The 25,782-nt window shown below is 56.0% G+C and carries 33 protein-coding genes and 1 tRNA gene; 15 read left to right on the plus strand and 19 right to left on the minus strand.

Annotated elements, in window-relative coordinates:
* Position 1 precedes the first annotated feature (1 nt).
* Entirely contained in the window at positions 2-865 is an 864-nt protein-coding gene (locus MCP_RS02300; RefSeq protein WP_012899202.1) for an energy-coupling factor ABC transporter ATP-binding protein, read from the minus strand.
* Positions 866-972: 107 nt separating this feature from the next.
* On the opposite strand from MCP_RS02300, the gene MCP_RS02305 reads away from it, so the two are divergent.
* Positions 973-1,410, plus strand: a complete 438-nt coding sequence (locus MCP_RS02305) for a DUF1284 domain-containing protein (protein ID WP_128859895.1) — start codon at positions 973-975, stop codon at positions 1,408-1,410.
* Between the two features lie 434 nt (positions 1,411-1,844).
* On the opposite strand, the gene aroD is transcribed toward MCP_RS02305, so the two are convergent.
* A complete protein-coding gene (gene aroD / locus MCP_RS02310; protein ID WP_012899204.1) occupies positions 1,845-2,501 on the minus strand; it encodes a type I 3-dehydroquinate dehydratase in 657 nt (218 codons plus the stop codon).
* A gap of 10 nt (positions 2,502-2,511) precedes the next feature.
* Entirely contained in the window at positions 2,512-3,954 is a 1,443-nt protein-coding gene (locus MCP_RS02315) for a dihydropteroate synthase-like protein (protein ID WP_012899205.1), read from the minus strand.
* Positions 3,955-3,992: 38 nt separating this feature from the next.
* Between MCP_RS02315 and MCP_RS02320 the strand changes: the two genes are divergently transcribed.
* From MCP_RS02320 to MCP_RS02360, 9 genes are all read left to right on the plus strand, one after another.
* A complete protein-coding gene (locus MCP_RS02320) occupies positions 3,993-4,664 on the plus strand; it encodes a PHP domain-containing protein (RefSeq protein ID WP_128859896.1) in 672 nt (223 codons plus the stop codon).
* 66 nt (positions 4,665-4,730) lie between these two features.
* Positions 4,731-5,180, plus strand: coding sequence for an Lrp/AsnC family transcriptional regulator (locus tag MCP_RS02325; RefSeq protein WP_012899207.1), 450 nt, complete (start codon positions 4,731-4,733; stop codon positions 5,178-5,180).
* Positions 5,177-5,485, plus strand: coding sequence for a DUF7521 family protein (locus MCP_RS02330; RefSeq protein ID WP_012899208.1), 309 nt, complete (start codon positions 5,177-5,179; stop codon positions 5,483-5,485). Before MCP_RS02325 ends, MCP_RS02330 begins: the two co-directional genes overlap by 4 nt.
* Before the next feature lie 12 nt (positions 5,486-5,497).
* Positions 5,498-6,016 carry a hypothetical protein gene (locus tag MCP_RS02335; protein ID WP_012899209.1) on the plus strand — a complete coding sequence of 173 codons (519 nt, stop codon included), beginning with the start codon at positions 5,498-5,500 and terminating at the stop codon, positions 6,014-6,016.
* Positions 6,013-6,780: a CPBP family intramembrane glutamic endopeptidase gene (locus MCP_RS02340; protein ID WP_012899210.1), complete on the plus strand. Its 768-nt coding sequence runs from the start codon at positions 6,013-6,015 to the stop codon at positions 6,778-6,780. Before MCP_RS02335 ends, MCP_RS02340 begins: the two co-directional genes overlap by 4 nt.
* 499 nt (positions 6,781-7,279) lie before the next feature.
* A complete protein-coding gene (locus MCP_RS15590) occupies positions 7,280-7,456 on the plus strand; it encodes a hypothetical protein (protein ID WP_012899211.1) in 177 nt (58 codons plus the stop codon).
* 65 nt (positions 7,457-7,521) lie between these two features.
* On the plus strand, positions 7,522-7,851 hold the full coding sequence (gene tatA, locus MCP_RS02345) for a twin-arginine translocase TatA/TatE family subunit (RefSeq protein WP_012899212.1): 330 nt from the start codon (positions 7,522-7,524) through the stop codon (positions 7,849-7,851).
* A 107-nt stretch (positions 7,852-7,958) separates the two neighbouring features.
* Positions 7,959-8,033: transfer RNA gene (locus tag MCP_RS02350), tRNA-Met, on the plus strand.
* Between the two features lie 558 nt (positions 8,034-8,591).
* A complete protein-coding gene (locus MCP_RS02360) occupies positions 8,592-9,164 on the plus strand; it encodes a peroxiredoxin (protein ID WP_012899213.1) in 573 nt (190 codons plus the stop codon).
* Between the two features lie 13 nt (positions 9,165-9,177).
* On the opposite strand, the gene MCP_RS02365 is transcribed toward MCP_RS02360, so the two are convergent.
* On the minus strand, positions 9,178-9,936 hold the full coding sequence (locus tag MCP_RS02365; RefSeq protein WP_197525926.1) for a class I SAM-dependent methyltransferase: 759 nt from the start codon (positions 9,934-9,936) through the stop codon (positions 9,178-9,180).
* Positions 9,937-9,997: 61 nt separating this feature from the next.
* Here MCP_RS02365 and MCP_RS02370 point away from each other — a divergent pair, with 61 nt between their 5' ends.
* Positions 9,998-10,798, plus strand: coding sequence for an alpha/beta fold hydrolase (locus MCP_RS02370; RefSeq protein WP_012899215.1), 801 nt, complete (start codon positions 9,998-10,000; stop codon positions 10,796-10,798).
* On the opposite strand, the gene MCP_RS02375 is transcribed toward MCP_RS02370, so the two are convergent.
* Both MCP_RS02375 and MCP_RS02380 read right to left on the minus strand, forming a co-directional pair.
* On the minus strand, positions 10,790-11,356 hold the full coding sequence (locus MCP_RS02375) for a hypothetical protein (RefSeq protein ID WP_012899216.1): 567 nt from the start codon (positions 11,354-11,356) through the stop codon (positions 10,790-10,792). The two genes, MCP_RS02370 and MCP_RS02375, sit on opposite strands and share 9 nt — an antisense overlap.
* A 15-nt stretch (positions 11,357-11,371) precedes the next feature.
* Complete coding sequence (locus MCP_RS02380) at positions 11,372-11,902, minus strand: hypothetical protein (RefSeq protein WP_012899217.1); 531 nt, start codon at positions 11,900-11,902, stop codon at positions 11,372-11,374.
* Between the two features lie 94 nt (positions 11,903-11,996).
* On the opposite strand from MCP_RS02380, the gene MCP_RS02385 reads away from it, so the two are divergent.
* On the plus strand, positions 11,997-12,623 hold the full coding sequence (locus MCP_RS02385) for an HIT family protein (protein WP_128566978.1): 627 nt from the start codon (positions 11,997-11,999) through the stop codon (positions 12,621-12,623).
* Positions 12,624-13,195: 572 nt separating this feature from the next.
* Here MCP_RS02385 and MCP_RS02390 read toward each other — a convergent pair.
* Together MCP_RS02390 and MCP_RS02395 are read right to left on the minus strand one after the other, a co-directional pair.
* A complete protein-coding gene (locus MCP_RS02390) occupies positions 13,196-13,465 on the minus strand; it encodes a hypothetical protein (RefSeq protein ID WP_012899219.1) in 270 nt (89 codons plus the stop codon).
* Positions 13,465-14,337 carry an ABC transporter ATP-binding protein gene (locus MCP_RS02395; RefSeq protein ID WP_012899220.1) on the minus strand — a complete coding sequence of 291 codons (873 nt, stop codon included), beginning with the start codon at positions 14,335-14,337 and terminating at the stop codon, positions 13,465-13,467. Before MCP_RS02395 ends, MCP_RS02390 begins: the two co-directional genes overlap by 1 nt.
* Positions 14,338-14,384: 47 nt before the next feature.
* On the opposite strand from MCP_RS02395, the gene MCP_RS02400 reads away from it, so the two are divergent.
* The gene (locus MCP_RS02400) at positions 14,385-16,127 is read left to right on the plus strand and encodes an ABC transporter permease (RefSeq protein ID WP_128859898.1); all 1,743 of its coding nucleotides are present in this window, start codon (positions 14,385-14,387) and stop codon (positions 16,125-16,127) included.
* Positions 16,124-17,164 carry an ABC transporter permease gene (locus tag MCP_RS02405; protein WP_128859899.1) on the plus strand — a complete coding sequence of 347 codons (1,041 nt, stop codon included), beginning with the start codon at positions 16,124-16,126 and terminating at the stop codon, positions 17,162-17,164. The genes MCP_RS02400 and MCP_RS02405 overlap by 4 nt, the downstream gene beginning before the upstream one ends.
* Positions 17,165-17,169: 5 nt before the next feature.
* On the opposite strand, the gene MCP_RS02410 is transcribed toward MCP_RS02405, so the two are convergent.
* Genes MCP_RS02410 through MCP_RS02420 form a run of 3 tightly spaced genes read right to left on the minus strand, consistent with a single transcriptional unit; the run spans position 17,170 to position 18,746 of the window.
* Positions 17,170-17,979: an MBL fold metallo-hydrolase gene (locus MCP_RS02410; protein ID WP_012899223.1), complete on the minus strand. Its 810-nt coding sequence runs from the start codon at positions 17,977-17,979 to the stop codon at positions 17,170-17,172.
* 49 nt (positions 17,980-18,028) lie between these two features.
* On the minus strand, positions 18,029-18,379 hold the full coding sequence (locus MCP_RS02415; protein WP_012899224.1) for a NifB/NifX family molybdenum-iron cluster-binding protein: 351 nt from the start codon (positions 18,377-18,379) through the stop codon (positions 18,029-18,031).
* Positions 18,380-18,428: 49 nt separating this feature from the next.
* On the minus strand, positions 18,429-18,746 hold the full coding sequence (locus tag MCP_RS02420) for a hypothetical protein (RefSeq protein WP_012899225.1): 318 nt from the start codon (positions 18,744-18,746) through the stop codon (positions 18,429-18,431).
* A gap of 88 nt (positions 18,747-18,834) precedes the next feature.
* On the opposite strand from MCP_RS02420, the gene MCP_RS02425 reads away from it, so the two are divergent.
* Positions 18,835-19,233: a pyridoxamine 5'-phosphate oxidase family protein gene (locus tag MCP_RS02425; RefSeq protein ID WP_012899226.1), complete on the plus strand. Its 399-nt coding sequence runs from the start codon at positions 18,835-18,837 to the stop codon at positions 19,231-19,233.
* Here MCP_RS02425 and MCP_RS02430 read toward each other — a convergent pair.
* From MCP_RS02430 to MCP_RS02465, 8 genes are all read right to left on the minus strand, one after another.
* A complete protein-coding gene (locus tag MCP_RS02430; RefSeq protein WP_012899227.1) occupies positions 19,230-19,907 on the minus strand; it encodes a response regulator in 678 nt (225 codons plus the stop codon). The genes MCP_RS02425 and MCP_RS02430 overlap by 4 nt on opposite strands.
* Before the next feature lie 177 nt (positions 19,908-20,084).
* A complete protein-coding gene (locus tag MCP_RS02435) occupies positions 20,085-20,423 on the minus strand; it encodes a DUF883 C-terminal domain-containing protein (protein ID WP_128859900.1) in 339 nt (112 codons plus the stop codon).
* Positions 20,424-20,590: 167 nt separating this feature from the next.
* Positions 20,591-21,028: a 4Fe-4S dicluster domain-containing protein gene (locus tag MCP_RS02440; RefSeq protein WP_012899229.1), complete on the minus strand. Its 438-nt coding sequence runs from the start codon at positions 21,026-21,028 to the stop codon at positions 20,591-20,593.
* Positions 21,029-21,033: 5 nt separating this feature from the next.
* Positions 21,034-22,116, minus strand: coding sequence for a nickel-dependent hydrogenase large subunit (locus MCP_RS02445; protein ID WP_012899230.1), 1,083 nt, complete (start codon positions 22,114-22,116; stop codon positions 21,034-21,036).
* Between the two features lies 1 nt (position 22,117).
* The gene (locus MCP_RS02450; protein WP_012899231.1) at positions 22,118-22,453 is read right to left on the minus strand and encodes an NADH-quinone oxidoreductase subunit C; all 336 of its coding nucleotides are present in this window, start codon (positions 22,451-22,453) and stop codon (positions 22,118-22,120) included.
* Positions 22,454-22,924: an NADH-quinone oxidoreductase subunit B family protein gene (locus tag MCP_RS02455; protein ID WP_012899232.1), complete on the minus strand. Its 471-nt coding sequence runs from the start codon at positions 22,922-22,924 to the stop codon at positions 22,454-22,456. It lies immediately after the preceding gene.
* Positions 22,921-23,820, minus strand: coding sequence for a respiratory chain complex I subunit 1 family protein (locus MCP_RS02460; RefSeq protein WP_012899233.1), 900 nt, complete (start codon positions 23,818-23,820; stop codon positions 22,921-22,923). The genes MCP_RS02455 and MCP_RS02460 overlap by 4 nt, the downstream gene beginning before the upstream one ends.
* Before the next feature lies 1 nt (position 23,821).
* On the minus strand, positions 23,822-25,723 hold the full coding sequence (locus MCP_RS02465; RefSeq protein WP_012899234.1) for an NADH-quinone oxidoreductase subunit 5 family protein: 1,902 nt from the start codon (positions 25,721-25,723) through the stop codon (positions 23,822-23,824).
* Positions 25,724-25,782 lie beyond the last annotated feature (59 nt).

Genomic DNA, 25,782 nt, shown 5'->3' on the forward strand with positions numbered 1-25,782 from the left:
CCTACCGCATTGCTTCGATAAGCTCGTGCACGTTGAGCGGGCGCATGTCGGGCTCCTTGTTGAAGTGGTAGCAATAATCATGGTATATCTCGACCACTTTTGGCACGGCCAGGCCCGAGCCCTCGACCAGCGCCCTGTTATAAAAAATATCCCTGGGCGTCCCCTCGCCGACGATGGCCCCGCGCTTCAGGATGCACACCCTGTCGGCCAGCCTTGCGACCATGTCCAGGTCGTGGGTCGCCATGACCACGCTGATGCCGAACTCGTTCCTGAGCCGGACGATGATGCGCTCGATCAACTCACTATGCCAGGTGTCCAGGTCCGACGTGGGCTCATCCATCGCGATGACCCGGGGCTTCATCGCCAGCACCCCTGCGATAGCCACGAGCCTCTTTTGCCCGCCCGAGAGGTACGCGGGCAGTCGGTCGTCCATGCCTGTGGCGCCCACGCTCTCCAGCGCCTCAACGGCCGCTTTACGGGCTTCGGGCATGCTCATGCCCATGTTCAGCGGGCCGAACATGACGTCATCTAAAACAGTAGGAGCGAATAATTGGTCCTCGGGCCGCTGGAACACCAGCCCCACGTATCGCCATATCTCATTCTTCGTGGCGCCCGTCAGTTCCTCGCCCATGACGTACACCCTTCCCGACGACGGCAGCAGCAGCCCGTTCAGGTGCTCCAGCAGCGTCGATTTTCCGGAGCCGTTGCCCCCGCAAACCGCTACGATCTCCCTCTCGTGGACGTGGAAGCACATGTTGTGAATGCCCTGGACGCCGTCAGGATATATGTGAGAGGCGCAGTCGACGTGGATGATGTCATCGTTCCTCTTCACCGGGCAGGCGCAGTGGCTGTCATATTCGAGCATATCCAATATATCGTTTCAAGCGAGGGCTAAAAAATGATATCCGGCTTATTAACGGCTTACGCCCGGCTAAAAATGTTTATAGCATCATGGCGCATACTAAAAATATCATGGCGAGAGAGGCGGGTAGGGGAAAATTCAGGGGCATACCGCTGCGAGCCCATCACTTATTATGCCTGCTGGGATTCCAGGGCATCGGCTATACGGCCGACTTCATCCGTAATTTCCAGAAGGTGAAGCGCATGATCGACCAGCACCCGGACCTGCAGATCGAGGTGGTCGATACTTCCGACATGATCTGTATCGCCTGCCCGAACATGCAGAATAACGAATGCTTCAGGAGTGGCCTGAAGCTTAACCAAAAGGTCAAGGATATCGACCGGCGTGTCATGGAGCGTCTTGGCATTAAGCCCGGTGACCGGTTTAAGGCCGCGGAGTTTTACGCCCTTGTAAAGGAGAAGATCAAGCCCGGCGATATTAACGAAATATGCCAGGGGTGCGAGTGGCTTAACCTGGGTTTTTGCCCGCGGGGCCTGGCTAATCTTTAATAGTCCAGTAGTTTTGTGCTTGCCACTCTATCACTCCTCGTCTATGCGACGCACGTACAGCCCTCCGGTTGGTAACACTAAACCACGAATTCTTTTTATATCCCACGTAAGGCTCGAAATGCACAAAGGTACATGCTTTGGCGTTCAAAACACAAAACAACCTCTCTAAGGGCACGAACCGCTCCAAAGGATTAAAACTCAAGAGAAAGCATAAATTATTGGATAAGCGCATGCCGTCTCTCGTGTTTCAATCTTTAGTGTTTTAGCGCACTTAGGGAGGTTGTTTCGTGTTTTAAACACCCGGCATGCACTTGGTGATTTCGAGCCTTACGTGGGATATAAAAAGTCTTTCGTGGTTTAGTGATACCGACCGGAGGGACCAACTCCAGGGGAAACAAGGCAATGGACTGAACACAAGCACTGAACTACTGAAGTCACCGCAGGCCGAGGAGCCGTAGCCCTTCCAGTATTTTGTCGACACGTATCTGCCCCGGCGCCACGGGCTTCCGCACGTACCCGTAGGTGAACTGCGAGCCGTACACCGGCCCCACGATGCGCGAATGCGCTCCCATCTCGCCCATGGCGATAGTGCACAGGGGACGCTTGGACTTCAACGTGACCTCGAATAGCCGCAGCACGTCCCTGAGGCTGGCGGGGGTCACGGCCAGCTTGGCGATATCGCCCTTTTCGTGGCACTGTACGACGATGTCCATCATCTCCTTTTTCGAGGGCATCTTCTCGAAGTCGTGGTACGATATTATGGATAATGCGTCCGTTCCCCCGGTGAGCGCCACAAGCTCTTCCACGTTAGGCGCCCGCAATTCGACGTCGATGTAGTCGGCCACCGGCACCAGGGCCTTAAAGATCTTGACTCGATCCCTATCGCTCCCCTTGAATGCGCCGCCCTCCCATGTGGGCCGGACCGTGATGATGAGCGGCTTATTAAGCTTATAAATGCGTTCCACAAGTGGCTGAGGCCCCTCATCGAGAAGGTCAACTCTGATCTCGATGATGTCTGCGCCCAGCGATATGGCCTCTTTGGCCTCGTCCAGCGACGTTACGGTCGCCACGACTTTAGGGGGGAACTCCATAACAAAACCTCTAGAATGGATCGTCCTGCAGGTAGGACCGCTTGAATCGGATGGCCAGGCGGGCCTTCTCCAGCTCTTTGCCCAGGTAGCCGGCATGGTCGAGCATGGACATCAGCCCCATATCCGCCAGCGTTTCGATGATGGTCATGGGCTCGTCGCCGACGACGGTCACGCTGCCGTTGTTCACGTAGATCCGGCCGTCCTTGACGTATATGTTGAAGTTGCCGGCCGGGTCAAGCTTGAGCTCGTGGCGCTTCGCCTCGATGACCGTCGGCCCGGGCTCCACCATATCCCTCCGAGCCCGCTTTTCCTTGATGATCAGCAGATCGATGCCCAGGTCCTTCGGCGAGCCTTTGTGTTTTTTCGCCAGCGCCATCATGTCGCAGGCCGTCTTTAGCTCATAAGCGCAGTTCACCGTCTTATGGCTCGCCTCCGTGGTGAACAAGGCGCTCACGCCCAGCTCCATGGCGATACCGGCCAGGAGGGCGTTAATGCCCACGGAGTCGGCGTCCATGAGCTCGGTCACGTTCCCTGCGCCAAAGAACAGGGGCATGTCGGGCTCCCGGCGCCGGAACTCCCTGTACCTCTCTAAAGAATCGGCTAACCCGTGGCCCACGGGCGACAGGATGGGATCGGCCAGGATGCTCTTAATGCCCAGAGCCCTTGCCTTTTCGATATTGACAAAAAGCTCGTCCAGCGATTCGTCGTTCGGGATCACTACCGCGGCCAGGCCCTTTTCAGCCACCAGCGGGCCCACTTCGTCCAAATTCGAGCCGTTCAGGCTCAACACGAGGCCCGCGCCCTCGCCGATGCCGGCCCGGATGTACTCGGGGATGAGCGTGTCCACGCTCAGGGGCTTCCTTGTAACGGACCGGGCAACGCGGACCGCATGCCTTACCGCATCCTCGCTCGACTCCAGGGGCACGCCCAGGTCGATGACGTCCGCCGCCGCATAGCTCTCGATCTTGCTCACAAGCTCCACATCAGTGAGCTTCGTGGCGTCCGCCACCTCGGCCACGACCTTCATCGTCGAGGTGCCGCCGATCTTCACGCCCTTCAAGGAAAATGCACATGAGGCGCCAGCCTCAATATCGCCAAGCTCTTTCAGGGCGCTCTCCCGCTTCACATTCGCCAGCAACATATCCGCCGGCACTTTACTGGAGAACTCCACCCGGCCGGCGGCGGCCAGGGCAAGAGGGATATCGTAAGCCTGCTTAGGGCCCAGGCGGATCTTCACGCCCAGCTTCTTCTCCAGGCCCGAAAAGTCGGAGGCCGCGAGCCCCGTCACGAGCACCAGGTCATAGTCGCCTTTAACGGGGGCGATGGCCTTTTCCAGCAGCTTCGGGGTGATAAAGGCGGCAACGCCGACGTCGAGCATGAGGACGTCCGCATCGCCTGCCAGCTCCTTCACGACAGGATAGGCGAGTCGGCCCGTCACGAGCAATATACGCATACAGAAATGTTATAACGGCCTGATGAATATTGATGCTTATGCTTCGCTTCGACCTGCACGTGCACTCTAACTTTTCGAAGGACGGGCTGAGCTCTGTCGAGGACATTCTCCGGGCGGCCGCCGCAAAGGGGCTCGCCGGGTTGGCCATCACCGACCATAACACGACGGCAGGAGGCCGCCGTGCGCTTGAGATCGTAGATAAAGTGGCGCCCGGCCTGATAGTGATCCCCGGCGAGGAAGTATCCACGAAGCAGGGGCACCTCATCGTCCTGGGCATTACGCAGGACATCCCCCCGGGCATGACGGTCGACGATACCATAAAGGAAGCCCGCAGGCAGGGCGGCCTGGTGGTCGTGCCCCACCCGTACAACAGGCCGAGGCACGGCATGAACATCCCCGAAGGAGCGGACGCTGTGGAAGTGTACAACTCCCGGTACATACTGGGCATGCACAACCGCATGGCCAGGAGAGGCGCGAAGGCCCGCAAATTACCGGAAGTCTCGGGAAGCGACGCGCACCAGGCATCCCTTGTGGGCAGCGCTATAACTTTGATTAAGGCAGAAAAAAATCCGAAAGCAGTTCTAGAGGCCATAAAAGAGGGGAAAACGGGAATCGACGTCAGGCGGACCCCGCTGCACATTTATGCCCTCCAGATGGCTAACGGATGGGCAAAAAAACTAAGGGCGTTTTTTATTAAGATAAGCAAATAGTTTTCCCTAAATCCGCATTTATCGAAATATTTATCCGATATGAGGTATATAGATAAACGATTCCTCATGGATAGCATAGATAACACAATCATCGATAAGCTTTCCAAGGATAGTCGTACCCATTGCACGGAGATAGCCAGCGAGCTGGGCGTTGCGACATCCACCGTGCATAAGCGTGTGAACCAGATGTATAGTGAAGGCGTGATCGAGCAGTTCACGGTTATCCTGGATCCCAAGAAGACTGGTATGCCTCTGACCACCTTCATAGGCATCAACGTGGACGAGAACTACAAGGCGGAGATCGTTACCAAGCTCAAGTCGCTGAAGAACGTGCTGGAGGTCTACGAGATACTCCAGCCCTACGATATCTTCGTCAAGGTGCGGACGAGCGACATGAGCGAGCTGAAGGATTCCGTCCTCAGGGTGCTGGACAATACGGACGGCGTGATCAGCTCCAGCAGCATCATAACCACTATCAGGCATAAGGAGAAGACGTGCATACTGGGTGATCAATGATGTTGACGGTGTCCATCGTAGAGGCCGTCGCCGCGTTCCTCATGTACATACTGGGGGGAGCGCTCGTACTATTCATCTACGAATCCTACACCCGGACAAAGCAGAAAAATCTCATGTACATGGCATTAGGGTTCTTTCTCATCATCTTCGGGAGCAACCTGAACACGCTGATCGTGATGCTGCCTACCATGATCGGGGGCTCTATCCCCATCGATGACAGCATCTCCCGGACGGCATCCCTGCTGATACAGCTCAGCGGCATCCTGACCCTGCTGTACTCGGCGCTGAACCCGTATGCATCGTAAGGGCGAGGTATTATGGATAAATACGTGAACTTTGCAAAAACCTGGAAGTCGGTGGGCGTGACCAACAGGCTCAGGTGGCAGCAGAATAACTCGCTGGGCCGTTTCAACAAGTACCTGTTAATACGTTTCATCGATCGTTATGGCGAGAAGGCCCTGGAGGTCATCTCCGAGACCGGCCTGGCCGTGGGCTACGACGACGGCAAGAAGATCGTCGATAACCTGAACCTGGACTCCAACTCGTTAAGGGCGCTGCTCATACCCATGGAGGCCATATCTCTCCTTGCAGGCGTCGACTCGGACATCCTGGTGGAAAGCAGCTACGGCCCCGGCACGATCTGCCTGAAGGTGGGCGACTGTATTTATGCCACCCTGTTCGACGGCATGAACGTGGGCGCCGACTTCAAGACCAACGCCTGCGTGAGCTATTCTACGGGCCTGACCCACGCCGTGAGCGAGAGGTCCAAAGTTAAAGTCGTCAAGCGCAGGTGCGCCGGCGATAAGTACTGTGAGTTCGTGGTGAGCCTGGGATGAGGCGCGGCCTCAAGCTGCTCGCCGTTTTTCTGTTTTATCTTTTGAACGCCTGGCTCGTGGTGTCTTTTTCGTCGTTGGCCGGCATACTGACGTATCCGCTGATCATTATCCTGTCGGTCTTCTTTATCGCGGTCTTCGAGCTTCAAGTTCCCTGGAAAGGTTTCGCGGAAGGGGCGATCTTCGCGGCTGTTCCCATGGGCCTGGTACTCGCCGTGCTCCTGCTTTCTGGCGCCATCACTCCCGGCCCCATCCGGGAGGATTTTTCGTACTACCTACTACTGGGCGTATTCGTGCAGCTTCTGGTCAGTTTCGGCGAAGAGCTGGGTTTCAGGGCCGCCATTTTCCAGGGCCTCTTCGACGAGCTCGGCCTCTGGCCTGCGGCGCTCCTTTCGGCGGCGGGATTCGCCGCGTTGCACCTGCCTTCTATGGGCATCGTAGGCCTGGGCAGGCAGTCGGACCTGATCGCGCTGGGCACCATCTTCCTGGCGGGGATCGTGCTGGCCCTGCTCTACCGTTATGGAGGCCTGCTCAACGCCATCGCGTTCCACTTCGTCTGGAATTTCATCGAGTATAACCTGTTCGAGCTGGGGCCGCTGGAGGGGGCTATTCTTGTGTCTAAGCCCGGACCCGACATCATCACGGGCGGCGCCTTCGGCCCGGAGGCCTCCGTCGTCACGCTGGCCGTGACCGCCCTGCTTATCGTCGCCGTATGGCTGTACTACAATAAGGTGCGGAAGCCCGCTAATTCCTTGTCTGCGCCTTAATCGGTAGTTACTGTTTCCGATTTATAAATTTATGTTTAGCTTACCTCGTTTAAGGCACAAAGCTGACGAGACACTATTTTCAACACAATGGCACGGAGTTCACGAAGGCTCACTAAGATTTCTTTTCAGATGGAGGGACAGAGGTCACAAAGACCGGTTCATTGGGTTAAGAGGCACAAAGGATACGATGGCACAATGAATGAACATGCGAACACTTTTTGCCATCGTGTCATTGTCCCCTTCGTGCCTCTTGATGCAAAAAGCCGGCTCTGTGGCCTTTGTGTCCTCCATCTGAAAAAAGACTCCGTGGACTCCGTGCGCTTTGTGCCATTGTGGTGAGAAATAGTGCCTCTGTCGGCTTAGTGACTTAAAAATCAGGCTGTACAGGCAATAACCAGGCAAAGCGCATATAATATAAGTATGGAACTATTTAGCAACTATTTAGCTGGGCGCACAAAATATATCGGGTTAGCCAAAGATAAAAAGAGTAGGCGGTCCTATGGCTCTGGTCTGGTCGCAGGAATTGATGCTCATCCTGATGGTCTTCGTGCTGGCGCTATTCCTCATAGCGTTCGTTATCGCCCTGCTCTACGGCCTCTGGAACCGCAGGCGGGATGACCGGCTCAAGAAGATCGAGGAGCGCCTGAAGGCCATCGAGGAGCGGCTACATAAGTAGCATCTTGATCGCCGCAAAAAGTATATTATAATGGAGATAGGCTAATTGTTAATTGGAGAAAGACCATGGTATTAGGTTTAGGCCCGACAGAGATCTTACTCATATTCGTCGTAATTGTCTTATTATTCGGAGCCACGAAGCTCCCCGAGCTTGCGCGCTCCATGGGCCAGTCCATGGGCGAGTTCAAGGTGGGCCAGATAGAGGCCGAGAAGAAGTACGAGAACATGAAGAGCCAGGTGAACCCTCCGGCCCAGAACGCAGACGATATCGCTTTGACCCGCGCCCAGAGGATGGCGAAGAACCTGAATATCGACATAAAGGGCAAGTCTGACGAGCAGCTTCTCGCGGAGATCGAGAAGAAGCTGGCCGAGCAGGAAGTTGGCGCTAAGAAGTAAGACGCTAAAACTTCTAATCGTTTTTTCGTTTTGCCATAGCCATTTTTAGTAAGTTATTTATAGTGATGCCTGCATGTATAGGATGCAAAACTTTTGTATCACCGTATAGCGGGGTGGGGTAGTCAGGAGATCCCGACGGGCTCATAACCCGTAGACCAATGGTTCAAATCCATTCCCCGCTACTTTCTATGATTATATCATGGCGGTTTCATCACTATAAATAACAATTTTAGGCATGGGCTTCTAATACGTCGCGGTTCGACGCCCGGCCTGATGGCCGTGCTACTCCGTCTTTTCGGGTGCTCCACCGTCGGGGCCGCGCTTGCACCCTCGGTCGCATGGCCGCTTATGCGGCATGCTCCCTCCGCAAGCGCTAAGCGACGTTTTACTCTTCGAAAAAAACGTCCATTACCCCGCCGCCTCCGCATCGGCCTGATGGCCGACTGATGCCCGAAAAGACTCCGCCGAACGCGATAATATCTTTATCAGGAAACCACTATATCCGTAAAAAATTTTTCTGGACGACAGCCCTTAATTTTGCTCGCCATTCATCTTGCGCAGTCATCGTATCTTTGTTAATAACCCCGATAAGCCTTATAAAAATGTAAAAAAAGCTTGGACTTGCGGGGATGAGAACAGTGAAAACAAAGCCAATAATACTTGTGTCCTTCATGGGCATTATTGCCTTGCTATTGATCTGCATGACGCTGGCAACGAGCGCCACGGCTCTGAATAAACATATGGTCAATAAGGGGAATGGACAGCAAGCTCATGGGCTGAAGATCAATGAACGATTACCTGCTCTTGAAGCCGATGCTTATTATAAGAACAACATTACCAGGATTAATCTAAGTGATTACCAGGGCAAATGGCTGGTCTTTATTTTCTATCCGGCGGACTTCACCTTCGTCTGCCCCACCGAGCTCGAGGAGATGGCTTCCCTTTACAAGAACTTCACCGAACAGGGCGCCGAAGTTTTCAGCGTCAGCCGTGACACGCCATATGTCCACAAGGCATGGCACGACTCCGATCCCAGGATAAATAAGGTCGAGTATCCCATGCTTAGCGATACCACTGGCGAACTGTGCAAGGCATTTGGCACTTACAATGAAAGCAATGGCCTTTCGCAGCGCGCTAGCTTCATCTTCGACCCGGACGGCAACTTGAAGGCGATGGAGATCCATGACGATGGCTTCGGCCGAAATACAAGGGAATTACTTCGTGAACTTGAGGCTTTGAAGTTCGTCCGTGAGAACAAGGGCAAGGTCTGCCCTGCAGGCTGGAAACCTGGCGACGAGGCCATCCAGCCTTAACTGGATATGTCCATTACTTTTTCCCGGTGATGATGCCTATGGGTCCCACCATGAACGGCATCCTGAGCGCCCTTGGAATGAACGACTCTTTATGGGTGTCGACGAACTTGACCTCGCTGATACCCCAGCCCTTTATCGTCTTAACAAGCTCCTCGGGCGTGCCATAGGCCTTCTTTACCAGGAACAGATCCTGGAACGTGAACTTCCCGCCCTTCTTCAAGACGCGAAGCGCCTCACGGATCAGCTCTTTCTTATCTTTTGCATCGCGGACTTCATGGAACGTTAAATTACTGACGACGGCATCGAACGTCTCGTCCTCGAAAGGCAGTTTCATGGCGCTGGCCTTCTGGAAGGTGACCCTATCACTAACGCCTTCGGCGGCCGCATTTTTCTCGCAGATCTTTTTAGAATATGACCAGTTATGGCCCCAAAAATCAACGCCGGTAAGGCGGGCATTGGGGTATTTCTTAGCCAGCTTGATGGTGAGCGCGGCGCTGCCGCAGCCTATGTCGAGCAATTTTCCCTGCCCGTTCCAGGCAAGGTTAGCCAGCACCAGGTCATAGATCTTATTCTGAACGTTGCCCCCCCGGGCCGAGAACATCCGCCTGGCATAAGCGAAATAGGCGGCGATGAGAAGAAAAACGATTGCCAGGAGGACGAGCATCGGGAACAATAACGCTATTACCAGTAAGGCCAGGCCGATCAGAACGGGCATGAGGACCAGCCTCTTGGAGACCCAGTTACCATAGTACGGCTTCTTGACCGATACCATATTGAACATCTTTCTAGTTCGACAATTTAATATGTTCCCGATATTATTGTATTTTCTTGATATGTCGGTGCCGGGTAAAGCTGAAAACGTACGGAAATACGGGAAACCGCCATTTAGCGTAGCCGTCATTCATGGCGGCCCCGGTGCTACGGGCGGGATGGCTCCTGTTGCCAGGGAATTATCCGTACGCAGAGGCGTCCTGGAGCCACTGCAGACCGCCTCGTCCATCGACGGCCAGGTCGCTGAATTGCATGATGTGCTGCTCGAGAATGCGGCCCTTCCCGTTACGCTGATCGGCCATTCGTGGGGTGCCTGGCTTAGCCTTATTTTCGCTTCCACATACCCGCAGCACGTGAAAAAGCTGATATTGATAGGATGCGGACCCCTAAAAGAAGAATACGCCTCGCAGATCATGGAGACAAGGCTGAGCCGCCTGAGCGATGAGGAAAAAGATACGTTATATTCGCTGGCTGAAGCATTGAACGATTCCCATATTTTGGATAAGAGCATTGCTTTCGCCGAGTTCGGTAAGCTGATGTCAAAGGCCGATTCCTATGCTCTGCTTCCGGGCGACGGGCCAGATCTGATGATGAGGGCGGACATCAACGCCCGCGTCTGGGGAGAGGCCGAGGTGCTCAGGAGAAGCGGAGAGCTATTGCGAATTGCCGACCGTATCAGATGCCCTGTGGTAGCGATCCATGGCGATCGCGACCCGCATCCCGCAGTAGGGGTAAAAAAGCCCCTGATGGGGACAATAAAGGATTTCCGGTTCATCCTGCTGGAGAAATGCGGCCACGAGCCCTGGCGGGAGCGCTTTGCCCGGGGCCTGTTTTTCGAGATACTGGAACGCGAGCTAGCGTGAGCAGGCTCGCTTAAGTAACTTTTCGTCGGGATAGTCGAAGATACCAGAAACAATGACGTGACCCTTTCCCAGGCTTTTGTGGACCATCACGGCCCTGCCGTCCCCCGTCGCCATCGCTACGTCGCCGTTGAAGCCAGTGAAGTAGGCGTCGCAATTCCTGGGGCCGGGCTCGAACGTCAGGCCTTCGGGGCAGGCGGATCTAAGGAGCCTTACTTCGCTTTGCCTGAACTGCTCGCCAATTTTGAATATGTGATGATACACGGGAGCACCGGGCAGCCAGCCATACTTGTAGCCCTCGATGCCTGCGCCATACGCCAGGACGATGCCTCCCCTCTCGACGAATTCCTCGATACGGCCCCGGCAGCCCTCGAGCGCGGGCAGCATCCTATAATACTGGCGTACGGCGAAAGCGGAAGGTATGATAAGCAGCTTAGATGGCTGGCAGTAAGGCGTCCCGAAGAGAGCGGGCACCATCTGCTGGCAGGAAAAGCCGTATGCATCGAAGAACTGCTCGAACGCCCTGCTCTTGCTGTCCGATAGGACCGTTATATCGAGCATGATATTCACAAATAGCTATTCTTCCTCGATCCAGCCGGTGCTATATTTAGACTCGGTCCAGTCCTCTTCTACCAGGGAGACGCCCTTCTCGTTGACGATGCGGACGGCGTCGTTGAACTCGTCGGCCAGCGTCTCGACTATCCACCGGTCCACGTCCGCGGGCGCGTCCTTGTGCTTACGCATGTCGTCCAGGGCGTCTGAAAGCTCTACCTCGGCGCCGTTCATCTGGATGATGGTGTATGCGACGATGCCGGCGCTGTTGTACTGGACAGGGCCGTAGAAGATGATGTTGTAGGTCGCGCCGCACTTGCACGAGACCGTTAAAAGCTCGGAGCCTTTGAGTATGTTGGGCATGCCGTCAGGCGTCTTGACCACGATGCGGAAGTTGCTGTCCTCCGGTATTTTCGTGATATTGCCCTCAAGCATCAGGCGCTTGCAGCGGCGGCAGGTCCTGCCCAGCAGGTAATCGTCGTAGTTGATGCCGCTCCTGTTGATGACGATCTCGGTCAGTATCCGCAGCCCGCAGGGTTCTTTATCGAGTTTCATGCCGAATTAAATCTTATGACGAATGAATTTATCTCTTTTCTGGTGTCGGCATTAAGTTTTAATATAGACCGTTACAAATCAGAATTATCATAGCATGAAACATGAGGATATTTGCGCCGTAGATATCGAGGGCCTTCTGCCCCTGCTGTCGAAGTCCGTGGCCGAGCGCAGCGATTCCCTGAAGCTGCCATATAAGGTGAACACGGACCCCGAGTGTAACTTTTGTAAAAAGAATAAGCAGATCTACCTCACGGACCACGAGTACGAGCACCCGGAGCCGACGTTCATCAAGCGCCTTCCGGCCAGCGTCGCCGCCCTGAGCTATGAGCAGGACTACCCGGGGCGCTCGGTCGTCATCCTGAGGGACCACGAGACCAGCCTTACGTACATGCTGGAGCATAAGTTCTTATTATTCATGGCCTTCATGGAGGACGTTTCAGCGGTGTCCGAGGCCATATATGAGACTCTCGATCCCGTGAAGATCAACTACATGATATTGATGAACCAGAACGACCACTTTCATATGCACCTGATCCCCCGCTATACAAACGAGGGCGACAAGATGCATACGCCGCCCGTGTTCCGGGGCACGCCTGGTCTGGTGCCGGGTTTCGATTATCGCTCGCTGGCGCTGAAGATCCGGCATCACCTGCCCACGAAGAAGTCGGAGTTCAGTGTGTGTATCGAGGAATTGATTAACTCTGGGCTGCCGGAAAAATAAATTACGCCACGATGTGCAAATCAGTTTGGTCGGTATCTCGAACCTCTCCAAAGGAATTAAACCACGAATTTTTCTTTTTAGATTTTTCTCACGAAGCCTCGAATGCTCTAGCTCACCGTCAACGCACGAACTCTCAAACACTCTGGGCAGTGCTCTAAGTCTCTAACGCGCTAACCCGAAAATAAAGCTCCAAGGCTCGAATACACGTTTGAAACGCTAAACGGTGGAGCACGAACACTCTAAGAGCCCGGTCGTTCCCCCGCATTTTGGGGTGTTCGGGGCGTTGGCGTTTTAGCCGTGCCTTCGAGTATTAGTACTCCGTCGTTTAGCGTTTCAAACGTGCATTCGAGCCTTCGAGCCTTCGTTTCGGGTTAGAGCATTTGTGATTTCGAGCACTGCCCCGCGTATTCGAGAGTTCGTGCGTTGACGGTGAGTTCGAGGCTCAGGGATTTAGTGAGTAAAATCTTAAAAAAGATTCGTGGTTTACTTCCTTTGGAGAGGTTCGTGATACCAACCGAACAAATCAGCGCAACGGGATACAAGGAATAAACCATGGCACGTGATATGAAAAATTAATCTTCGTAGACCAGCCTGGGCGGCGGCACAAGCTCGGGAAACGCCTCGGCGATCATCTCAGGGTCGCTGTCGATGGCACAGAGCGCCTTCAGCATCCGCGCGGCCTCGCCCGCGTCAGCCTCCTCCTTAAGGCGAACGACGATAGTGCACCTCTCCTTATCCCGGTCAAAGGCCCGGCACTCCCTGTCACAGGTCCGGTCCTTTTCGAAGTAGCACTTCTTCTGTGGCTGCGGCCGCCTGTTAAAAATATTCAGCTTGAGCATCATTACTCCGCCATGAGCTTCACATAAATATCTTCCAGTGCCGACTCCTTCATCGACATGTCGACTAAAGCCCAGTTATTCTCGGAAATGTTCCTGAGCAGGGAGGCGATCTCGCCCACATCGGCCGTCCTGTAGATATAGTTCCCGTCCTTCTTATCATAATCAAGACGCTGGTCGCTCATGAACTTCACCTCGTACTCCCGCTTACCCAGGTCCTTCCGGATATTTTCCATCGTGTCGCAGACCACAAGCCGGCCGTTCTTCATGATGGCCACCCTGTCACAAACATATTCGACGTGGAACAGGTTGTGGGCGCTCAAGACGATAGTCTTGCCCTCGTTTCTAAGGCGGCGCATATAGTCCACGATGAAGAAAGACGTCAGCGGGTCCAGGCCCGAGCTGGGCTCGTCGAGCACGAGCAGCTTAGGGTCGTGAAGCAGGGCACGGGCGATAGCGACCTTACGCTTCATACCCTTAGAAAGCTCGCCGGTCAGCTTATTCCGCTCGGGAAGCTTCAGCGAGTCCAGCAATAGATCAATGCGCTCCTTCGCCTTCGCCGGGGGCATGTCGTACAGCTCGGAGAAAAATCGCAGGTACTCGTTCACGGTCATGTTCTCGTATAGCGGGCTCTCTTCGGGCAAATAGCCCAAAAAACGCTTCACGTAGGTGCCGTCCCTGGCCATGTCCCGGCCCATGACCTCGACGGTTCCGGACGTCGGGCTGATGAGGCCGACCATCATCTTTAGCGTGGTGCTCTTGCCGGCGCCGTTGTGGCCGATGATGCCCAGGATCTCGCCGTCACGCACCTCAAGGCTCAGGTCCTTAACGGCCTCGAAGTCTTTATATGACTTGGTAACGCCCGTCAGCTTAATCATTAACCCACCATATATTTGGAATGCATTAATAATTTTTCATGGGCAGTATGAGCAAGATCCTGCAGGTGGCGAAGAGGGAATTAGGAAGGTTTCGGACCCGGTTCAGCGGGCGCTCTCAGCCGGTCGTGCTGGCGCTGATCGTGATCTCGCTTATCGTCTCCTATTTTGTCGCCCAGCAGGGCCTCGTCATCGGCAAGGGCATTTATACTATAGGTATTTCGCCTGACGGGCCGGCCATCGGCGACATGAGGTTCAATGTACTTAGCCTCGACCGAGAGGCCGGGCAGAAGATGCTCAGGGACGGCTCCATCGACCTGTACATGGACGGCGAGACGGCGCTCACGCGGAGCGACGACCGCTCGCAGTACGCGGCCGGGGCCCTCAGGCAATACCTGGAAAATGCCGAGACGACGCTGCTCATCGAGCAATACGACATCAACCGGTCGTTCCCGCTGCGCGTCGAGGTCGGCTACCTCTACGCGACGGCGACACCGGCGCCCACGCCGACAGGCGTGGCCAGCATAGCACCGACGGCCGCGCCGTCGAACGACACCGGCGCCGCGGTCAAAGCGCAGATCGAGGAGCTGAAGAACGGCGGCAGCACCAGATTCAAGGCAGAGTTCGTATCCGAGAACGAGGTCCTCATTCCGTCGCTGATGACCTCATCCGTGCCCCTGGCGCAGGTCGTGCTCGCATTCCTCTACATCGTGCCCGTCCTGTTCATGGGCATCTTCTTCAACAGCAGCTTCATGGAGGAAAAGACCAATCGCAAGCTTAATGTCCTGATGTCGGCGCCGCTGGCTCCGCTGGACATCATCGCGGGCAAGATGCTCCCGTACATCTCCTTCTCGCTGGCCCTCGTCATCGTGATCACTCTGGCGCTGGCCGGGGACCTGCTCCTGGCCCTGGCCATATTCCTCCCGATAATCCTGTTCATCTTCGCGATATACCTCATGGTGGCCCTCGTCTACCGGACATTCAAGGACCAGACGTTCTTCTCCATGGCCGCCATGACGTTCGTCATCGGGTACCTGGTGCTCCCCGCCCTGTTCACCGGCATCAACGACGTGAGCTACATCTCGCCCCTCACGCTGGCCGTCCAGATGTACCGGGGCGAGAGCTTCAGCATGGCGCAGTACGCCCTCTCGACGGCGCCCATGTACCTGGTCTTCGGGGTGGCGATGTTCGTGGGCGTGCGCATCTTCAACGAGGAATATCTGCTCGGCTTCGGGCCGCTCTACCGGAAGCTGGCGGACGCCATCTACCTGGCCATAGACCAGAACCACCTTTACGTCTCCATCGGCTTCATCAGCCTGCTCATGATCCCCGCCGTCTTCATGGTGCAGATGATCATCGCCATCCTCTCGCTGATGATCCCCGTGAGCCTGCCGACGATGGTGTACATGGCCATCCTGCTGGTCTTATGCGTCATCGTGGAGGAGGTCGCCAAATCCGTGGGCATCGCCACCCTCCTGGAGAACAAGAAAGTAAGCTCCACTAAAACGCTCCTGATCCTGGCAGCCTGCTCGGCCGTAGGTTTCTTCATCGGAGAGAAAGTGCTGCTATACCTGTCTTTAAGCGTAGTCTCGAACATCATGCTCCTGGAGGCTATCGGGAGCGCGGGCCTGCTCATCATACCGCTCATCGCGCACTTCATATTCACGTCCATCGTGTGCCTGCTCACCCAAAAGATGGGCACCAAATACTACCCACTGGCCATAATGGCAGGCTCGCTCGTCCACTTCCTCTACAACTTCTTCATCCTGGCGCAGGAAATGGGGATGGTATGATGGGCGGGTTCTACGCCATCATGAACAAGGAGCTCGTCTCGGTCATGAAGGAGAAGACCATAGTCCTGGCCATCCTCATTCAGCTCCTCATAGCGGCCTTCTCGTCCGTCATCCTGGTTGGCCTGATGTCCTTCTACGACCCGAACTCTATCGCCGAGAACACGAACATCCACTTTAGCGTGGGCGTGTCAGGCGACTCTGACGGGGTTTTCTCGTCCTATCTCAGGGATTCTAATTTTGTCGTCTCCGCGTATGCCACGGAAGAGGAGGCGAAGGAGGCGATGAGGTCGGGCATCATCGATGCCGTGATCGCCATTCCCGCAAGCGAAGGGGTCGTGGACATGCAGCTCTACATGCCCCAGTCAGACACCAGCGCCACAGTGTTCACGATGCTCATTAAGGAGCCCCTGAAAAAGTACGAGAACTACCTCAGGGAGAAGAACGGCATACACGTGATGTATACGGGGATGAGCGGCAGGCAGAGCACCACCTTCGAGTTCCTGTACTCGTTCATCGTGCCCCTGCTCATGCTCTTCCCCGCCTTCATCGCGGGCAGCATGATCATCGACTCCATCTCCGAGGAGGTGGAGAACAAGACGCTGGACACGCTCCTTTCGGCTCCGGTATCGCTGAACGCCGTGCTCTTCGGAAAGGTCGCCGCCACGCTGTTCCTGGCCGCCGTACAGTGCGTGCTCTGGCTGGTGCTTCTGTCGCTGAACCGGCTCTACGTCCAGAGCCCGCTGGAAGTGCTATTGCTGGCGCTCATCATAACGGCTTTCGTCACTTTCGGCTCGGGCATCATCTCGCTCTACTTCAAGGACCGCGAGCGGTCCCAGTTCGCCTACTCCATGCTGCTCCTGGCCGCGGCCGGGGCCAGCCTGTTCTTCGATCCTTCCCCGCTAAGTCTCATGGCCCGGCTGGCCATGGGCGACCTGCATGTGGGCCTGTCGGACGTAGCGATATTCGTCGTGCCCCTCATCGTGCTCATCGGCGCCTTTACGCTGGCCTCCCGCAGGCTCATAGCGATGAAGGCTTAAAAAAGCTATTTAATAAAACGCTCGAGCGTGGAATCCTCTTCCGCCCGCGCACGGTCCAGCTTAAGCCGCATCCCATCCTCGGCGGCGATGGTCTTAACGCCCGTCGTCTTCTCGATGCGGAAAGCGATATCACGAGGATGTGCCTTGACCACCTGCATCCCGAAGTGGTTAAGGATCGCCATACCAGGCTTAGCCACCTTCAAAACCTTCTCGACGTCGCCCGGTATGAGGTGCTGGAAACGGTCGTCGTATGTGATGCGTACCATATTGATAATAAGATAATCGCAGTCCTTCATGGCCTCGCCGATGCCGTCAAAATATTTCGTATCCGCAATGTAGCCCAGCGTCTTATTCTCGAAGCGGAACTTGATGGCGTAGGACTCCACGTCCGAATGCTTCAGGCGCAGTGCGCCCTCTATGGACACGCCGTTAAGCCGGTACTTCGCCCCTTCCTTGAGCGCGAAGACGTTATTCCTGATGTACTTGCGGACGTACTTGAGCACGACCGGGTCGTTCCCTTCCAGGCAATCCCAGGGGGCTATCAGCATGCCTTTAGGCTTAAATCCCCCTCCGGACATGGCCTCAGTCATGATGTTGACGTCGTTGGAGTGGTCGATGTGGCGGTGAGAGAGCACGATGCAGTCGAGCCGCGAGGGCTTCAGGCCAAGCTCCACGCATCTCACAAGGCAGCCTGGCCCCGGGTCGAGAAGGATGGCGTTGCCGTCGAGGTCAAGCCACATGCCGCCGCTCTTGCGTATCTGGTTGGCGACGACCATGCGTCCGCCCGCCGTGCCGAGGAAAACGATCTCCGACATGCTACAATTACATCGTCCGACAAATGATATAAATGTAAGTATAATAGGCCTATTTTTTACCGCACAGGTTCTCGCCGCAGCACGGCGCTTCGACGGGCTTCAGCTCGCCCTTAAGGAAACGCTCGACCGCGTTGTCGATCGATCCCAGTGCGCCGGTCACGACGACGATGTTGCGCTCCCTCATAATGCCTTTTACTCGCTCGCCCATGCCGCCCGAGATGACGTGCGTAACGCCGTGGGCGGGCATCAGCTCAAGCACTGCGCCCTTCTCGCGCCCAGGGTTCTTAATTGTCTCCCGGGACACGACCTTACTCTCCTCCACCATGAGGAGCATGAACTCAGAGGCCTTCCCGAAGTGGTTGTGCACCATGGTGCTCTTCATCGGGACACAGATCTTCATAAGCATTCCAAAAAAGGTTAAAGCATGATAGTATATGGACTTTACCGGCTCACGGGGCCTTCTCCCGGAGCCAGAGCTGGGCGTCCTCATCCGAGACGACCTCGTAGCGGCCCTCGAGCGACTTCTTAATGCTGTCGATGAGCTCCGCGGGCGGCAGAGGGATGAACTCTCCGGTCACGATGGCAAGCTGGCGGCTGCCGGTGTCGATGTCGAAGCCGAATGTAAAAAAGTCCGTGTCCCGGTCGAACATGATGTCCTCGCCGATGGTGATGAAGTCGCAGCTCTGGAGGGGAATGCTCGTCTCGATGACGATGCGGCGGGAAAATTCGGTCTTTTTATCCACGATATTAAGGATTATCCTGTTCATGGCAATTCTCATTGCTAATTACGCCCCGATGCAAGAAAAGCTTAATGCTACGGGCAGATGACTATACTATTAACAGATGGTGACTTACATGGTCAAGCTGACACAAGAAGTAAAGGATTCGATGCAGGGCGTAAAGACCATTTTCCTGGCGACCTGCTCCCGGGCCGGCGTGCCCAACGTCGTGCCCATGGGCGCCTACAAGGTCTTAGATGACGAGACGATGCTCCTGTCCGACCAGTTCATGCAGAAGAGCCTGTCGAACATGCAGGAGAACCCGCGCGTGGCCCTCACATACTGGAGCGAGAAGGGAGGCTTCCAGATCAAGGGCACGGTCACGCTGCACAAGGACGACCAGGTCTTTAAGGACGACGTGGCCTGGGTCAAAGGCATGAAGCCGACCCTGAACCCCAAGACGGCCATCGTCATGAAGATCACCGACGTGTACGTGGTCAAGCCGGGCCCCGACGCCGGTAAAAAATTACTTTAAATTTTCTTTTTCGGCCTTTTCGCTCTCTTTACTGGCTGGGTAGCCATGAGCATCTTCTCGATGTGCGACAGGTCCTCGGCCTGCTGCTCCAGCCCTTTTTTAAGAGAGGACAGCATCGCCGTCGACTGCTCTCCGCCGTTCTCGCCATACATCTGGGAGTAAAGGCTGTACTTCTTCTTTAACGACCGGTACTGGGTGAACTTCCGCAGGTAGCGGTCCTTGAGCTCGGTCAGCATCTCCTTCTGGACGCCCGACTTACCCGCCATGCCCATGATGCGCTCCACGTCCGTCTTCGCGGTGAGCACGTCCTCGACAGCCTCGCGCAGCTTATCCAGGCTGGCGTCGGACTTCATGATGTAGTTCTCGATAAGGTGGGCCCGGTCCATGATGTCCCGGAGGGTCAATTCCACGCCCGTGACCATGATAACTGGTATGTCCCTGAGATTACCGTCGTTCTTCATGGCATCGGCCACTTCCCAGCCGTTCATGGGCTCCATGCGGATATCCAAAAACAATAGGTCCGGATGGCTTTTACGGGCCATCTCGATGCATTCGGCGCCGCTGTGGGCTTTCAGGGTCCGGTAGCCAATGCTCTCCAGCTTTTCGGCGATCACGTCCGCAACATCGGGCTCGTCATCGGTAATAAGTATTAGCTTGCGGGAAGTCCTTGCCATGTTCGTACCTGTTTTTCATTTTAAAACTATCTATAAGTTATGGTGACAGCTGAATAATAATAATTGTAATATCTAATACTTAATACTTTCATATTTATTCAAAACAGCACATAATTACGCATGGCGCATGCTGGATGTACGTACTTAAAAATTTGCCGGGAGGCCCGCAGGGGCCCTTCACATCCGGCTTCTCACAGAACGCCTGCCCATCAGCGCGATCATCGCGCCTAAGAGGATGCCCGCCCCGGCCGCGAGGGCCACGCTCTCGAACGGGTGGTCCCTTATGTTCATCTTCACGTTATCGACGTTCTTGTCCACCTCGGTGCGCGCAGTATCCACTTTGCTCATCATTTTGTCCCGGTACTCGTTGATGTTAAAGCTCCGGATATCGTCCGCCAGGTTCCTCATCGACCCCGCCACTTTTCCCGCCGTCCTGGCGCCCGTGTCCTCGAGGCGCGCGGCCGACTGCTCCATACTGCTCGCAAGCTCGTCCTTCTTTGCACTGTACTCTACCATCGCAAACCACCATGCCTGCACCGCCATGTGCGGCGCAAAAATCATTTTGAACAGTCCTGTAATTGACCTACTTACTCTTTTTTGCCGTAGGATTTATAATCGTTTTTAAAAGAAAAACCGGGGGACGGTAAAAGAGAGTATACGCCGCCCCCTGCGCATGCGGTCAATTATTTTTTAGCTTCCTCGGGCTTGTCAGTTACGGGCTTGCCCTCCGCAGTCGCCGCCTTTTTCGCCGCCTCTGCCTTCCGCTTCTTGATGATGGGCGCGTTCTCGTTGGTCACAAGCGTGTATACCGTTAAGCGCTCCTTCGATGGCTTGGTGTAGACCTCGTTCTGGGATATCGCGTTGGTCGGGCACACCCGGACGCAGTAGCCGCAGCGGATGCACTGCGTGTTCAGGTATTCGACGGTCGTCTCCTCCTTGTGTATGATGATGCACTCGGCGGGGCATGACCGCTGGCACAACTGGCATAAAATGCACTTGGTGCCGTCGAAGGTAACGTCAGCTCTCGTACCTGGGAAGTGCTGGTACGGGGTGAACGGGTAATTGGACGTGTACGGCTTGCTTGTGATATTTTTAAAGATGTTCTCGAGTATCTTCAGCATTGCCATCACCTGTCAAAGCACCCTATGCACGGGTCGAACGTGATCGTTATGAGCCCGACGTCCGCGATGTGGGAGCCCTTGATGAGGGGCGCTATGCCCAGGCCGTTCCCGTACGTCGACGTCCGTACCTTCACCCGGTCCAGCTCCTTCGACTTCTTGCCCCGGACGTAGTAGAACAGCTCTCCCCTCGGAGCCTCCACCCTGGCGATGTTCTCGCCCTCGGGCATGGCCTTTGACTTCGCGAAGAGCTCGTCAGGAGTGCCGTCCAATAATGGGACAAGCTGCCGGATCAGGTCGATGGACTGGAAGAGCTCGCGGACCCTTACGAGCGAGCGGGCCCAGCAGTCGCCATCCTTCTCGACGATGGGCGTGACCTTGACCTCCCTGTAGAGCAGGTGAGGCGCTGCGTGCCTCACGTCGTATGGCACGTTACTGCCCCTTGCGACGGGGCCGACGACGCCCAACTCCTTCGCCATCTTTTCGGTCATGACCCCGACGCCCTGCATTCTCTGCTTGATGGTATAGCTGCTCACGATTATCCTCTCGATCTCATGGGCGCGTTTCTCAATGTCGTCGCAGAAGTCAAGGATCTCCTTTGCCATCTCGGGGCCGATATTCCTCGTGACGCCGCCGACGATGTTGATGCCGTGGAGCACCCGGTTGCCCGTAGTGCGCTCGAACACGTCGAGGACCTGCTCCCTGTGCCGGAAGCAGAGCATGAACATGTTCTCGAACCCTATCGCCTCGAGCGTCAGGCCGATGGCCAGGAAGTGGCTGTGAAGCCTTTCCAGCTCCAGCATGATCGTCCTTATGATGGCCGCGCGGCGGGGGAGTTCCAGCCCCGCCATCGTGCCCTCGACGCCCAGGCAGAAGCAGGTCGAGTGGTGCTGCGTACAGATCGCGCAGACACGCTCCGATAAATAAGCGGCCTTATTGTAGTCCCACTCGAATTTCTTCTCGAGCCCCCTGTGGACGTAGCCCGCCTCGAGGTCCACGTCCTTGATGAGCTCGCCGTCCGTGGTTAATTTTAAGCGCAGCGGCTCGATCCAGACGGGGTGCTGCGGGCCGAATTGTATGGTCGTTCTCATTTCATTTCCTCCGGAGGGGCGCGTTGACGCTCGGGTGCAGGAAGAACCTGCCCGGCACGCCTTTTACCCGTACGCCGAACATCTCGCATAGCTCGTTCTCGGCGATGTACGCCGCGGGTATGATGGGCGTGATGCTCTCGATCTCCTCGTTGCCTCCGGCCTTCGGCACGATGATCCTGTAGTTCTCGGTCTGGCCGATGCCGGTATGGAAGAAGTAAATTACTTCGATGTTCTCGCCCGTGTCCGCTCCTACGATGGTGATGAGCCGGGCGTCCTTAGCCTTAAGGCCGTTAACGATGCCCTGGAGCTCGGCCTGGGTGACGGTCTTCGCTTCCATTCAGGCCGCCCCCTTCGCTTTTGCCTTCTTTTCTTCCAGGATCTTCCTCTCCTTCTCGTTCAGGATGTCCAGCGCCAGGACGAGGCCGTCGATGACCGCCTCGGGGCGCACGTTGCAGCCGGGCACATATACGTCGACCGGTACGACCTTGTCGACTCCGCCGCAGTGGCCGTAGCATCCCTGGTAGATGCCACCCGTGCTCGCGCACGTGCCGACGGAGATGACGACCTTGGGGTCGGGCATCTGGTCGTAGAGGTTCTTGATGATCTCCTTGTATTTTATCGTTACAGGGCCCACGACGAGCATGACGTCGGCGTGCTTCGGGTTGCCCGTGCTCATCACGCCGAACCGGCTGACGTCGTACCTGGGCGTCAGGCATGCAAGTATTTCCAGGTCGCAGCCGTTGCAGCCTCCGGTGCCCACATGGATGACCCAGGGCGACTTCTTTCTCGAAATCTCAGTCAGGCTCATGCTATCCACCTCCCGGTCACTATGATGTATATCAGGTTAATTATCAACAATACCATCCCGACTATGAATACTTGCTTCAGCATCTGGTCGACCCGGAGCCTCGCCGTCGCGTTGTCGACGACGATGAGGAACACGTAGGCCACCAGCATCATCAGTACCTGCATGATCACGCCCGGGATGACGAGGCCGCCAAGGGCAACGTCCTTCACGAAGAACAGGCTGACGAACCACAGGATGAAGAACATCTCGAAGAAGTGCGCCGTTAAGAGCAGGCCAAGGTACTTGCCCGAATACTCCGTTTCCGGCCCCTGGGCGATCTCCTGGTGCGCCTCGGCGATGTCGAAGGGCGACTTCCGGGCCTTAATGGGGAGTATGATGAAGATGGCCAGCAGCGCCAGCGGCAGCGTGTAGAGCAGCGGCTGGGCGGCGCTATATATGGACTCGATCTCGAAGCTCCCGGTGACCAGGCGGATCAGGAATACCGCGAACAGCAGTATCGGCTCGTAGGTCAGCATCTGCATTAATTCACGGGTCGCCCCCACGTTACCGAACTGGGAGCGCGTGCTGTAGCCCGCCAGCACCAGGAAGATGAAGGACAGGCCGAAGATGAACGTCGTGATCAATAGATCGTACTGGAACAGCAGGAGCGCCAGGCTCAGGATGACCGTGAGCAGGTACGCCGCGCCGAAGACCAGGTACGTCTTGTTGACGATCTTGTCCTCCTTGCCGAAGAGCTTGAACGTGTCGTAGAACGGCTGCACGATCGGCGGGCCCGACCGGTTCTGTATCCGGGCCGTGACCTTACGGTCTATGCCGATCAGCAGGCCGCCGATGATCGGGGACAGGATGAGCAGCAAGAGCGGCACGCCGTATGTGATGAGTATGTTATCCGCCATTCTAGATCACCGCCGCGATGAATAATGCCACGAGCAGCAGCACGCCGACGGGGTCGAGGTATTTCAGGACCACGCTCTCGCCGATAATGCTCTGGAAGTAGCCTCCGCCGATCTCGGGCTCCTCGCCGGTGCCGCAGGCATAGGTGTGCGTGACCGCCGTCTTGGGCACTCTGATGGCCACCAGCGGTACTAGCAGGATGATCAGGAAGAGGATCAAGAAGCCCAGCGGCGAGAACCCGCCGATGGCGCTCTGGATACTCCATCCGATCTCGATCGGCCCGCTGCCATAGACGGACGGCAGGGTGATCAGGCTGCTGAAGAATAAGGTGGAGAGCGCCACGGTCACGAACACGCCCAGCACCAGTACGATGAGCGGCAGCTCCATGAACCAGTCGTGGTGCTCCTTCTTCGGCGCCTCGAACGGCTTCGTGGCCAGCAACTTGCCGGCCCAGCGGGCGTAGTAGAACACCGAGAATATGCTGCCGAAGATGATGAAGAATATGTCCAGCAGCGACAGGCTGATCGTGGTGAAGGTGGACACGGACTGGAAGGCCAGCCACTTGCCCACGAACACGCCGAACGGGGGCGCCATCAGCGATATAAGGCCGATGACCATGATGTATGCCACCAGGGGCATCCGGTTCACCAGGCCCTCCATGGACTCGATGTCACGGGCGCCTGTCTCGTGCTGTACCTCTCCGACGCAAAGGAATAGCAGACCCTTGGAGACCGCGTGGAACATTAGCAGCGCCACGGCCGCCGTCAGGGCGAGCCCGGTGTTGATCCCGGTACACATGGCGATAAGCCCCAGGTAGCTGATGGTCGAATAGGCCAGGATGCGCTTCGTATCCGTCTGGCTGAGCGCGAGCAGGGCGCAGAACATGAACGAGAAGCCGCCGATGACCGCGATGAGCGTCGACAGGAAGCTACCCACGATGAGCGGGGCGATCCTTATCAGGAGGTACACTCCCGCGTTCACCATCGTGGACGAGTGGAGCAGCGCCGACACGGGCGTGGGGGCCACCATGGCCCCGGTCAGCCACGAGTTGAACGGCATGAGCGCCGACTTGGTGAAGGCCCCGAACGCCATGAAGGCGAACGGCAATAATGCCGCCGACGCCGGCAGGAACGACAGGAAGCCCGGCAGCGTCGCCTTCATGCCGGAGAGCTCGGACAGGAACATGGTCCCGTACGAGGACTCGATGAGCACGATGCCGCATATAAGCGACACTCCGCCCAGAAGGTTCATCCACAGGGCACGGTCCGATGCCTTGATCGAGGCTTCGTCGTGGTAGTGCCTGATGAGGAGGAACGAGCAGAGCGTGGTGACCTCCCAGAAGAAGAACATCCAGGTAAGGTCATTGGCGAACACGAGGGCGTTCATGTCCCCGAGGAATACCATCATGATGAGGAAGAACGGCGATGCCCGCCTGTCTCCCTTCATGTAGCCGACCGAGTAGATGAGGATGAGCGAGCCGATGATAGAGACGATGAGGCACATGACGATGGCCAGGTTGTCCATCACGAATGTGATGCCGGCGGCGTGTTCCGCCTTCGGCATGAAGAACTCGAGATAGGTGAGCGGTATAAGCTGTAATATGGCCAGGAGTACGGCCTTATACTCCTTGTCCTTGATACCGAAGTATAAGAAAGTCAATAATAACAGATAGTCAAGCACAAGGATGACCGGAGAGAGCGGCATGCTGAGCCCTCCCAGGCCGATAGATTCGACGGACAGCGTTTGAGCGCCGCCGGTCAGCACCAACAGGGAAGCTACCATGAGTACGAGGGCACACAGGATGACCACGTATTTCTTCAGCTCGAAGCCCGGTATCAGGTAGCAGACGATGCCGAATAATGCCGGCACGATCGTCATTAGTAATAATAGAAGTGAACCATCCATAGAGTCACCAGGCGTGTAGAATATAATTGTAAATCATTATATTTAAAACCAATGGCACG

Source organism: Methanocella paludicola SANAE (assembly GCF_000011005.1).
Taxonomy (GTDB): Archaea; Halobacteriota; Methanocellia; order Methanocellales; family Methanocellaceae; genus Methanocella; species Methanocella paludicola.

Excerpts from the sequence above, each read along its gene's own strand:
- MCP_RS02400 (WP_128859898.1), top strand. The coding sequence starts at position 14,385 with ATGAGCAAGATCCTGCAGGTGGCGAAGAGGGAATTAGGAAGGTTTCGG.
- MCP_RS15590 (WP_012899211.1), top strand. The coding sequence starts at position 7,280 with ATGGCTCTGGTCTGGTCGCAGGAATTGATGCTCATCCTGATGGTCTTC.
- MCP_RS02300 (WP_012899202.1), bottom strand. The coding sequence starts at position 865 with ATGCTCGAATATGACAGCCACTGCGCCTGCCCGGTGAAGAGGAACGAT.
- MCP_RS02380 (WP_012899217.1), bottom strand. The coding sequence starts at position 11,902 with ATGAAACTCGATAAAGAACCCTGCGGGCTGCGGATACTGACCGAGATC.
- MCP_RS02385 (WP_128566978.1), top strand. The coding sequence starts at position 11,997 with ATGAAACATGAGGATATTTGCGCCGTAGATATCGAGGGCCTTCTGCCC.
- MCP_RS02330 (WP_012899208.1), top strand. The coding sequence starts at position 5,177 with ATGATGTTGACGGTGTCCATCGTAGAGGCCGTCGCCGCGTTCCTCATG.
- MCP_RS02390 (WP_012899219.1), bottom strand. The coding sequence starts at position 13,465 with ATGATGCTCAAGCTGAATATTTTTAACAGGCGGCCGCAGCCACAGAAG.
- aroD (WP_012899204.1), bottom strand. The coding sequence starts at position 2,501 with ATGGAGTTCCCCCCTAAAGTCGTGGCGACCGTAACGTCGCTGGACGAG.
- MCP_RS02305 (WP_128859895.1), top strand. The coding sequence starts at position 973 with ATGGCGAGAGAGGCGGGTAGGGGAAAATTCAGGGGCATACCGCTGCGA.
- MCP_RS02430 (WP_012899227.1), bottom strand. The coding sequence starts at position 19,907 with ATGGCAAGGACTTCCCGCAAGCTAATACTTATTACCGATGACGAGCCC.
- MCP_RS02405 (WP_128859899.1), top strand. The coding sequence starts at position 16,124 with ATGATGGGCGGGTTCTACGCCATCATGAACAAGGAGCTCGTCTCGGTC.
- MCP_RS02395 (WP_012899220.1), bottom strand. The coding sequence starts at position 14,337 with ATGATTAAGCTGACGGGCGTTACCAAGTCATATAAAGACTTCGAGGCC.
- MCP_RS02320 (WP_128859896.1), top strand. The coding sequence starts at position 3,993 with ATGCTTCGCTTCGACCTGCACGTGCACTCTAACTTTTCGAAGGACGGG.
- MCP_RS02325 (WP_012899207.1), top strand. The coding sequence starts at position 4,731 with ATGGATAGCATAGATAACACAATCATCGATAAGCTTTCCAAGGATAGT.
- MCP_RS02455 (WP_012899232.1), bottom strand. The coding sequence starts at position 22,924 with ATGAGCCTGACTGAGATTTCGAGAAAGAAGTCGCCCTGGGTCATCCAT.
- MCP_RS02315 (WP_012899205.1), bottom strand. The coding sequence starts at position 3,954 with ATGCGTATATTGCTCGTGACGGGCCGACTCGCCTATCCTGTCGTGAAG.
- MCP_RS02445 (WP_012899230.1), bottom strand. The coding sequence starts at position 22,116 with ATGAGAACGACCATACAATTCGGCCCGCAGCACCCCGTCTGGATCGAG.
- MCP_RS02420 (WP_012899225.1), bottom strand. The coding sequence starts at position 18,746 with ATGAACAGGATAATCCTTAATATCGTGGATAAAAAGACCGAATTTTCC.
- tatA (WP_012899212.1), top strand. The coding sequence starts at position 7,522 with ATGGTATTAGGTTTAGGCCCGACAGAGATCTTACTCATATTCGTCGTA.
- MCP_RS02370 (WP_012899215.1), top strand. The coding sequence starts at position 9,998 with ATGTCGGTGCCGGGTAAAGCTGAAAACGTACGGAAATACGGGAAACCG.
- MCP_RS02460 (WP_012899233.1), bottom strand. The coding sequence starts at position 23,820 with ATGGCGGATAACATACTCATCACATACGGCGTGCCGCTCTTGCTGCTC.
- MCP_RS02425 (WP_012899226.1), top strand. The coding sequence starts at position 18,835 with ATGGTCAAGCTGACACAAGAAGTAAAGGATTCGATGCAGGGCGTAAAG.
- MCP_RS02375 (WP_012899216.1), bottom strand. The coding sequence starts at position 11,356 with ATGCTCGATATAACGGTCCTATCGGACAGCAAGAGCAGGGCGTTCGAG.
- MCP_RS02465 (WP_012899234.1), bottom strand. The coding sequence starts at position 25,723 with ATGGATGGTTCACTTCTATTATTACTAATGACGATCGTGCCGGCATTA.
- MCP_RS02440 (WP_012899229.1), bottom strand. The coding sequence starts at position 21,028 with ATGCTGAAGATACTCGAGAACATCTTTAAAAATATCACAAGCAAGCCG.
- MCP_RS02435 (WP_128859900.1), bottom strand. The coding sequence starts at position 20,423 with ATGGTAGAGTACAGTGCAAAGAAGGACGAGCTTGCGAGCAGTATGGAG.
- MCP_RS02410 (WP_012899223.1), bottom strand. The coding sequence starts at position 17,979 with ATGTCGGAGATCGTTTTCCTCGGCACGGCGGGCGGACGCATGGTCGTC.
- MCP_RS02450 (WP_012899231.1), bottom strand. The coding sequence starts at position 22,453 with ATGGAAGCGAAGACCGTCACCCAGGCCGAGCTCCAGGGCATCGTTAAC.
- MCP_RS02415 (WP_012899224.1), bottom strand. The coding sequence starts at position 18,379 with ATGAAGATCTGTGTCCCGATGAAGAGCACCATGGTGCACAACCACTTC.
- MCP_RS02360 (WP_012899213.1), top strand. The coding sequence starts at position 8,592 with ATGGTCAATAAGGGGAATGGACAGCAAGCTCATGGGCTGAAGATCAAT.
- MCP_RS02340 (WP_012899210.1), top strand. The coding sequence starts at position 6,013 with ATGAGGCGCGGCCTCAAGCTGCTCGCCGTTTTTCTGTTTTATCTTTTG.
- MCP_RS02335 (WP_012899209.1), top strand. The coding sequence starts at position 5,498 with ATGGATAAATACGTGAACTTTGCAAAAACCTGGAAGTCGGTGGGCGTG.
- MCP_RS02365 (WP_197525926.1), bottom strand. The coding sequence starts at position 9,936 with ATGGTATCGGTCAAGAAGCCGTACTATGGTAACTGGGTCTCCAAGAGG.